This is a genomic window from uncultured Pelagibacterium sp. (assembly GCF_963972885.1).
GTDB lineage: Bacteria > Pseudomonadota > Alphaproteobacteria > Rhizobiales > Devosiaceae > Pelagibacterium > Pelagibacterium nitratireducens.
On record NZ_CAXAXY010000120.1, the window covers coordinates 1 to 8,234 of the forward strand.

The 8,234-nt window shown below is 61.7% G+C and carries 9 protein-coding genes; 8 read left to right on the top strand and 1 reads right to left on the bottom strand.

Translation table 11 applies throughout. The features are described 5' to 3' along the window. The first annotated feature begins 33 nt into the window (after positions 1-33). From AACZ55_RS14565 to AACZ55_RS14590, 6 genes are all read left to right on the top strand, one after another. Positions 34-1,128: a tricarboxylate transporter gene (locus tag AACZ55_RS14565; protein WP_339647263.1), complete on the top strand. Its 1,095-nt coding sequence runs from the start codon at positions 34-36 to the stop codon at positions 1,126-1,128. Between the two features lie 94 nt (positions 1,129-1,222). After that, the gene (locus AACZ55_RS14570) at positions 1,223-3,193 is read left to right on the top strand and encodes a tripartite tricarboxylate transporter permease (RefSeq protein WP_339647264.1); all 1,971 of its coding nucleotides are present in this window, start codon (positions 1,223-1,225) and stop codon (positions 3,191-3,193) included. Between the two features lie 74 nt (positions 3,194-3,267). Further along, positions 3,268-4,053 (top strand): SDR family oxidoreductase, encoded by a 786-nt coding sequence (locus AACZ55_RS14575; RefSeq protein WP_339647265.1) that lies wholly within the window; start codon positions 3,268-3,270, stop codon positions 4,051-4,053. A gap of 11 nt (positions 4,054-4,064) precedes the next feature. Further along, on the top strand, positions 4,065-4,769 hold the full coding sequence (locus tag AACZ55_RS14580) for a ribonuclease activity regulator RraA (protein WP_338607477.1): 705 nt from the start codon (positions 4,065-4,067) through the stop codon (positions 4,767-4,769). A 162-nt stretch (positions 4,770-4,931) separates the two neighbouring features. Beyond that, positions 4,932-5,741: a 3-oxoadipate enol-lactonase gene (pcaD, locus tag AACZ55_RS14585; protein ID WP_338607476.1), complete on the top strand. Its 810-nt coding sequence runs from the start codon at positions 4,932-4,934 to the stop codon at positions 5,739-5,741. Positions 5,742-5,971: 230 nt separating this feature from the next. Next, positions 5,972-6,196, top strand: coding sequence for a hypothetical protein (locus AACZ55_RS14590; protein WP_339647268.1), 225 nt, complete (start codon positions 5,972-5,974; stop codon positions 6,194-6,196). On the opposite strand, the gene AACZ55_RS14595 is transcribed toward AACZ55_RS14590, so the two are convergent. Then, a complete protein-coding gene (locus tag AACZ55_RS14595; protein ID WP_338607474.1) occupies positions 6,186-6,797 on the bottom strand; it encodes a PadR family transcriptional regulator in 612 nt (203 codons plus the stop codon). The genes AACZ55_RS14590 and AACZ55_RS14595 overlap by 11 nt on opposite strands. 181 nt (positions 6,798-6,978) lie before the next feature. Here AACZ55_RS14595 and AACZ55_RS14600 point away from each other — a divergent pair, with 181 nt between their 5' ends. Together AACZ55_RS14600 and AACZ55_RS14605 are read left to right on the top strand one after the other, a co-directional pair. Continuing rightward, complete coding sequence (locus tag AACZ55_RS14600) at positions 6,979-7,308, top strand: hypothetical protein (protein ID WP_339647270.1); 330 nt, start codon at positions 6,979-6,981, stop codon at positions 7,306-7,308. An 89-nt stretch (positions 7,309-7,397) separates the two neighbouring features. Beyond that, a partial coding sequence (locus tag AACZ55_RS14605; RefSeq protein WP_339647272.1) for an asparaginase occupies positions 7,398-8,234 on the top strand: 837 nt, incomplete at its 3' end.

The window sequence follows — 8,234 nt, forward strand, 5'->3', positions numbered from 1 at the left end:
CGGCGAAATTGAGAATGAAATGGAGGAGAGAAGATGACCAAATCCAAGACGATCGGCCTTGCCATTGCGGCAATGGTTTCAGGCGGGGTTTCGGCGACAGCCGTCACGGCCGCCTATGGACAGGACTTCACGCTGCGCGGTGAGCGTGTGGAAGTGGTTCTGCCCTATTCGCCCGGTGGCTCGGCAGATGCTTATGGCCGGCTCATCGCCAAGTACCTTCAACCCCATCTTCCGGGCAACCCCACGGTAATCGTGCGCAACGAGCCGGGTGCGGGCGCCATTGCCGGAACCAACAATTTCGATGCCAACGCAGATGCGGACGGCACCATGCTTCTGGTCACCTCGACCTCGACGCAGATGAACTATCTGCTCCAGGATTCGCGAGTGAACTATGATCTGACCCAGATGACGCCGGTGGTGGTCAATCCCCTGGGCATGATGGTCTATGTGCGCGAGGAGCTTGGAATCGAGTCTGCCGAGGAACTGCCCTCGATTCTCGATACCCCGATCCGCAGCGGGGCGCACACCCCGACATCGGCCGATCTTGTCCAGCTAATCGAGTTTCACATTCTCGGGCTTGATGTCGAGCCGGTGTTCGGGCTGCAGCGTGGCGATGCCAAGCAGGCATTTGAACGCGGTGAAATCCAGATCAGCTACGACAATCCGCTTGCTTACAGCACCTATGTCGAGCCGATGGTCGAAGCGGGCATTGCCAAGCCGATCTATACGATGGGGTATGTGGACGCATCGGGCGACCATGTGGTCGATCCGGCTTTCCCGGACCTGCCGACCTTTCCCGAAACCGTTGAAACGGTGACCGGTGAAGCGCCGTCCGGGCCGGCATACGACGCCTGGCAGACCATGTTCTTCAGCCGCGTGATGGCGTCCAAGTCTGTCCAGCTGCCCAAGGGCACATCGCCCGAGATCGTCGAAGCCTATCGGCAGGCCGCCGAGGCCATGACCCAGGATCCGGCCTATATCGAAGCGATCGAGTCGCTTACGGGCGGTTATCCGACGCTTTATGGTCAGGAAGCTGCGGACCGTTGGCAGCAGAGCCTGCAGTTCGATTCCGAATCCCGGGAGTGGCTGCGCAACTGGTTGGTCGAGACATACGACGTCTCGCTCTAGGACCAGACAGACCGGCACCGTCACTATCGGTGCCGGTCATTTTTCGATCATCGCACGGTTCCGCTTCGGTCCGGAATTGTGAGGGAGCGATACCATGGAATCCGTCGATACAGTCGTTATTTCGGCTCTCGTTCAGCTCTTCGACCCGCTGCATTTCGCCTACCTGACAGGTGGGGTTCTGTTCGGGCTCTTGATCGGGATTCTGCCCGGACTGGGCGGGATCGCCGGACTGACCATCCTTTTGCCCTACGTGTTCGGCATGGAGCCCTCGCTTGCCCTTGCCATGATGGTGGGCATGCTGTCGGCCACGGCCACCTCCGATACTTTCCCCGCCGTTCTCATGGGCATACCGGGCACCAGTGGTTCTCAGGCCACCGTTGTCGACGGGTTTCCGCTGGCCAAGAAAGGCGAAGGCGCGCGGGCGCTCGGCGCTGGCTTTGCCGCGTCCATGATGGGCGGGCTGATCGGCGCGACGCTCCTCTCGGTCGCCATTTTCGGCATTCGTCCGATCATCTTGCAATTCGGCTTTGCCGAACAGCTTTTCCTCGTCGTGTTCGGCATCTCGATGGTCGGGATCCTGACCGGACGCAGTGTTTTCAAGGGGCTTGCCTCGTGCTGTCTCGGCCTTTTGCTGGGCTCGATCGGCGCGGCCCCGGCAACCGGCGACTTGCGGGCCACTTTCGGCTCCACCTATCTGAGCGCCGGCATTCCACTGGTCATTGTCGGCCTTTCCATGTTCGCGGTCCCCGAAGTGCTCGACCTGTTGCGGCGCGATCGGGCCATTTCGGAAAAACAGCAGCTTGGCTCGGGCATGCTCGATGGCGTGCGCGACACCATCAGGAACTGGTGGATCGTCCTGCGGTGCTCGGCAATCGGCAGCATGGTCGGTGCACTGCCCGGTCTTGGCGGCTCGGTTGTCGACTGGATCGCCTACGGACATGTGGTCCAGACATCGAAGGACCGCGATTCATTCGGCAATGGCGATATCAGAGGGGTCATTGCTCCTGAATCGGCCAACAACGCCAAGGAAGGCGGCGCGCTGATCCCGACCCTGCTGTTCGGCATTCCCGGCTCGGGCGCCATGGCGGTGCTTCTGGGCGGGTTCGTTCTGATCGGCATCGAGCCGGGCGTGGGCATGATCCGGGACGATCTCGACCTGACCTTCACGATCATATGGTCCCTCGCTATCGGGAACATTCTCGTGACGCTCGCCTGCATCGCCTTGACGCGTCCGGTCGCCATGCTCTCGACCATCAGATACGCCTTTATCGGCCCATTCGTGCTGGTTGTCGTCGTATTTGCCGCGTTTCAGGCCACACGGGCCTGGGAGGACGTGGTGGTTCTCATCGTGCTCGGCGTTCTCGGTGTTCTGATGCTGCGCTATGGCTGGTCGCGGGCTGCGCTGCTGATCGGCTTCGTGCTGTCGGCAAGGCTTGAAACCTCGATCTACCAGGCGGTTCAGGTCTATGGCGCTTCGATCTTCGAGCGTCCCATTGCGCTGGTGCTCATGGCGCTCTCGATCGGCGTGATTGTGGTGACCTTTATCCAGAGGCGCAAGGAGGCCAAAAAGGACAATCCGCCCGAACTGTTGCGGACCCGGAACTCCCAGATCGCCGTCTCGGTCCTTGCCTTTTTGGCGTGCGGCGTGATGCTGGTCTCGACGATGCATTTCGGCTTTATGGCGCGCATCTTCCCGACTTCCGTCGCCATCGGCGGGCTCGTCCTCACCGGACTTGTCATAATCCAGCAGCTTTCGTCAAAGCCGTCGGTTCCCGAACTCGCCGATACCGCGATCACCAATCCGACCGACAACTCCTTTCTCTGGCCGATGGCCTGGCTCGTCGGTTTCGCGGTGCTGGGCTATGTGATCGGGTTTCCGCTCGCGGCCTTTGCCTTCACGTTCGCCTATCTGCGGTTTGTGGGCGGGGTGCCGATCTGGAAGTCGGTCGTGGCCGGCGTTTGCCTTTTGGCGGTATTGGGAGCGCTTTCTGAGTTCTTGTATCTCGCCTATCCGCCGGGTCTTGTTCCGCGTTCGCTCGATGCTCCCTACTGGCTCGGTGGCTAGTCGTTTCGGCCGGTTGCAGACCCCGGAGGGTTGGCCAGCGCCCTCCACCAATCAATCCCTTAACGGAGAACGAAATGGACTTGGGAATTTCTGACAAGACAGCACTTGTGTTCGGTGCCGGTGGTGGGCTCGGTGGTGCAATTGCCCGGTCCCTGGCCGCCGAGGGCACCAAAGTCGCCGTTGCCGATATCAATGCCCAGGCCGCGCAGGCAACCGCCGATGCCATAACCGGTCAGGGCGGGGTCGCAAAGGCGCTGGTCTGGGATCTGGCCGATCTTGAGGCCATCCCGGCCCATATCGGATCGGTCGAGGCCGATCTCGGACCGATCGATATCCTCGTCAACAACACCGGCGGCCCTCCGCCCACCCCGGTTGCCGGACAGGCGCCCGAGGATTGGGAGAAGTTCTTCCGCTCGATGGTCGTTTCGGTTATCGCCATCACCGATGCGGTGCTGCCCGGTATGCGCGAACGCAAATGGGGCCGGATCATCACATCGACCTCATCGGGCGTTGTTGCCCCCATTCCCAATCTCGGGCTGTCCAACGCCCTGCGCCTTTCGCTGGTGGGCTGGTCCAAAACCCTGGCCCGCGAAGTGGGCAAAGATGGCATCACTGCCAACATCGTTCTGCCCGGCCGCATCGCCACGGGGCGGATAACCTTTCTCGACGAACAAAAGGCCAAGCGCGAGGGCCGCAGCGTCGAAGATGTCTCGGCCGAAAGCACCGCGTCCATTGCGCTTGGCCGTTATGGCGATCCGGGCGAGTATGGGGATATGGTCGCGTTCATGGCGAGCGCCAGGGCGTCCTATCTCACCGGCTCGGTCATCCGCGTGGATGGCGGGCTGATCGCCAGCATCTAGGGGTATTCACAATGACATTGACCAAGGACGCCATCGCAACGCTGGAAAAAGTCTCGACAGCGACCCTCACCACGGTCCTGCTCAAAAAGGGATTGCGCAATGTGTGGATCCGCAATGCACGGCCGATCCGCTCGGGTCTGCCGCGCATCGTGGGCCCGGCCTTTACCCTGCGTTTTGTCCCGGCGCGTGAGGACCTTGCGACACCGGCCAGCTGGGCGTCGCCGATCTCCACCCGCGCCGCCATCGAGGACATGCCCGAAGGCGCCGTCGTCGTCGCCGATGCCATGGGGGTATCGGATGCCGGGATCTTCGGTGACATCCTGTGCTTTCGCATGGCGAAAAAGGGTGTCGCCGCACTGGTCACCGATGGAGTGATGCGCGACGCTGCCGGTGTTCATTCCACCAATCTTCCAGTCTGGTGCAACGGCATTTCAGCACCGCCATCGGTGGCCGGTCTGACCTTTGTGGGCTGGCAGGAAACCATCGGCTGTGGCGGGGTTGCAGTGATCCCGGGCGATACCGTCGTTGTCGACGACGATGGCGCCGTCGTGATCCCCCAGGCGCTGCTCGAAGACGTCCTCGCCGAAGCGCCCGAACAGGAAGCCATGGAAGCCTGGATCATGACCGAAGTCGATCGCGGCGTCCCACTCCCCGGTCTTTATCCCATGAACGCGGAAACCAAAAAGCGCTACGAGGACCACAAAGCCAATTCCTGATGCCAAGACGGCAGGGCGTTTGTGAGCAATCCCGGCCCCAGAAGGCGTTCGGCGGTATTTCCGCAAGGCATATGCGCAGACTTAACTTGCCCATGATTGCCCCCGCCCTTCGCCCCGGCGCGCGAATCCGGTTAGGATCGCGCAAAATAAACGGAGCGCGCCGTGCAGTTTCTCAAGGTCGATGATGCCGTCCTCCATTATCAGGTGATCGGCGGTCCCGAAAATGGGCCGGTGCTGGTGTTCGCCAACGCGCTGGGCACCGATTTCCGCATCTGGCGTGACGTTATCGTGCGCCTGGTCGGCAAGTTCACCATCCTCACCTATGACAAGCGCGGTCACGGGCTGTCCGAAACAGGCGAGGGCGCCGTCACCATCGCGCGCCACGCCGAGGACCTCGCCGCGATCATGGATCATGCCGGACTTGGATCGGCGGTCATATGCGGCCTGTCGGTCGGCGGGCTGATCGCTCAGCAACTCTATATCGACCGCCGCGACCTCGTGTCCGCCCTCATCCTGTGCGACACCGCCGCCAAACTGGGCGATGCACAGAGCTGGAGCCAGCGCATCGCCACGGTCGAGGCTAACGGCATTGCGGCGTTGAGCGACAGTGTCATGCCCAACTGGTTCACTGGCCAATTCCGCGCCGACCGCTCCGAGGAACTGGCCGGCTACCGCACCATGCTCGAACGGCAATCCCCGGCCGGCTACATGGCGACCTGCGCCGCCATCCGCGATGCCGATCTGCGCGAAAAAGCCCGCCAGATCGGGGTGCCTGCCATATGTATCGTGGGTGACGAGGATGGCTCGACCCCGGTCGAGACCGTTGCCGACCTCGCAAAGTCGATCCCCGGTTCGCGGTTTGAAATCATCAAGGGCGCCGCTCACCTCCCTTGCGTTGAAACGCCCGAACGGCTGGCCGATATCATCCTGGTCTTCATCGGTGGCCTCGAAAATCGGGTCACGCTGAACTGATCGATCCGCGCGAGCTGAAATATCAAGCAAGGGGCCGGTTCCGCCCGATCACGCGCCGCCCCTGATTGCTTCCGATCAATGCCCCGAACCTCTCGCAACCATTTTGGGGCAGGCGGCTTTTCAATTTCGATGGACGGCAGCAGACGGGCGGAAAATGCCCGCAAATGTCATATTGGCGCCATGTCGATCTGTTGGCGTGTGATCGTCGAAACCCAGAGCGGAGGATGGGTATGGCCGAGTTCGAATATCGCGGATTTCGTGTCAGAACGGTTTTCGAAAAAGACTGGAAAATCAGGATGTGGCCGCCGCTTCGGCCTGCTCAGGCCATGGAGACGATCCGCGCCAGCAGGGCCGAGGGCGAAGACGCCTGCCGCCATCGCGCCACCCGTGCCATCGATGCCTTCATGGATAGATCGCCCCCCGGTCGAACCCGTTCCGACCCGCTTACGGAATGACGAACGATCCCCCCGGCACGCCGAATGCCATGGGATCCTCGTCGGCAAAAACATAGGCGCCCGCTTCGATCTTTGCGATCAGCCCGGTGAGCCAGTCGTGGTTGCAGTCCGTATTGTGCGTCCAGAAGCTTAAAAGCGCTTCCACATGCGGGGGCAGGGCGTTTGCCCCGCTGAACGACACCGTGCTGTTCGCCCTGCTGACCTCGCTTCGCTGCTTTGCCAGTGTTGTCAGCCGCTTGCCGAGCAGCGCGAGAACGGTCGGTCGCGGCAGGGCCGACATCAGCACCAGCCCCGCGCACAACATGTCCGATCGCGGCTGTGGCAATGTGAGCGCCTTTTCCATCAGCTGATGGAACTCGGCATCCCCCGCTTCGGTGATCGAATACTCCGTGCGCGCCGGAGCCGTGCCCGAAGATGGAACGTCGATCTCGTCGAGAAATCCCTCTTTGGCCAGCTGCCGCAGCGCGTGATAGATCGAGCCGGTCTTGGTATTGGCCCATTTATCGGCGTTCCAGGCGAGCAGTTCCTGCCCGATCAGGTAGCCATGCGCGCTTTGGTGCGCGCGGACAAAAGCGAGAACAAGCAATCGTGTGGCCGACATCAAAGACCCTCCTCGGCACTCATAGCCCTTGTGACGCCCCCGCCCCCTTAACAAGGGTTAATACGGGTTCATGGTGCTGAACAGTGGCTGAATAGTCAAATCAGAACGCGTTCAAAAGGTTCAGGGTAATTCTCCACAGACAAATTGAACCGCGCATCTCGCGCTTTTGGGGGACCCTGAAATGTCGCTTTCATCTCGTCTGGCACTGCCCGCTGTCGCGGGGGGCGTTTTTCTTCTTCTCGCTTCGGGCATTTTCGCGCCGCCGGTCCAGGCCCGTGGTTATCCCGTCGATACGCTCGCGCAGGTCACCGGCGTTGCCGCATGGGATCATCTCAATGTCCGGCGCTGGCCCGCATCCTATTCACGAAAGGTCGGCCACCTCGCCCCGCTCGTCCATGTCTGGGTCGAACGCTGCATCGAAGTCGAACGCTCCACCGACTGGTGTCTCGTGGAGCGTGACACCATAAAGGGTTGGGTCAATTCGAAATATCTGACGCCCGCCGATATCTGATTTCGACACCCTCGGACTCTGACCTCCACTCTTGACTTTCCCCACGGCCTGCGGTCCACCCAGACCAGCATTTCGTGGGGATTTTTCTTATGACCGCCAATCCTGTACTGGCGCATTCGGTGCGTGGAAACTGGATCGAAAACCGCCATCGCGGCGCCATCTGCGTGTCCGATGCCGCGGGAAACATTCTCGCCTCGATTGGCGAGGTGACGGCTGAAATCTTTCCCCGTTCGGCCATCAAATCCATGCAGGCCCTCCCCATTTTCGCGACCGGTGCCAACGCGCGCTATGGCCTGGCCGGCCCGGCCATTGCCCTGACCTGCGCCTCGCACAATGGCGAACCGGCTCATACCGAGTTGGCCGCATCCATGCTTGCCGCCATCGATCTCGACGAGACGGCGCTCGAATGCGGTGCCCACCCGCCCATCGACCCTGCAGCGCGCAAAGCCCTGTTCGCGCAAGGGGGAAAGCCTGGCGCCCTGCACAATGCCTGCTCGGGCAAACATGCTGGCATGCTCGCCGTGGCCCGCGCTCTGGGTGAGGACCCCAAGGGCTATTCCACCCGCCAGCATCCGGTCCAGCAGCGTGTCAGGCAGGCGCTCGAGGATGTTCTCGATCATCCCCTCACCGAGGGCAAATGCGGGACCGACGGGTGCTCGATCCCCACCTGGGCTGCGCCGATCCATGCCTTTGCCAGAGGCTTTGCCCGCATGGCCACGGGCGAGGGGCTGAATGCCGAAACCGCAGCCGCCGCGCACCAGATTTTCGCCGCCGCCACCTCTCATCCCTTTCTGATCGGTGGCACCGGCGCGTTTGATACCGACGCCATGGCGGTATTTGATGGTCGCCTGATGCTCAAATTCGGCGCGGACGGCATCTATTGCGGTGCGCTGCCCGAGCAGGGCATCGGCTTTGCCCTCAAATGC